Origin of the sequence: Mesorhizobium sp. M2E.F.Ca.ET.209.01.1.1, from assembly GCF_004010375.2 — a bacterium.
Lineage (GTDB): Bacteria > Pseudomonadota > Alphaproteobacteria > Rhizobiales > Rhizobiaceae > Mesorhizobium.
This window is the reverse complement of sequence record NZ_SADP02000491.1, coordinates 1-358: the sequence shown is the minus strand read 5'-3', so window position 1 is coordinate 358 and position 358 is coordinate 1. Positions and strand designations below refer to the sequence as shown.

The following is a 358-nucleotide window of genomic DNA, read 5'->3' as shown; positions in this document are numbered from 1 at the left end:
GGCCGTGCGCGCCTATGTCGGTGGCGAAAGCCAATGGTCGAAGGGGCAGAAGCACGCCATCTATTTCCTGAACCTCTATGCCGATACCGGCCGGGACGAGTATTTCGGCGAATATCGCCAGGCCATCGCCGTGCCGCTCGCCGATCGTGCCGCGCGGCTGGCGCTCGAACAGGCGGAGCCTGACGCAAGCGCGGCGCGGCTAGGCTTCCTTGGCGGCGGAAATCATGCCGAAGATGTCGACGGCATGATCTGGCTGTTCCAGAATTTCCGCCGGGTGAGCTATCTCGACATTGCCATCCGCCACTGGGCCGCGGCCTACGAGATGATCCTCGCCATAGAGCGACTTGGCGACGATATG

1 pseudogene is annotated in these 358 nt (G+C 63.1%); it reads left to right on the top strand.

Annotated elements, in window-relative coordinates:
• Positions 1–358: pseudogene (locus EN852_RS36620) on the top strand (PAS domain S-box protein); the annotation flags it as partial.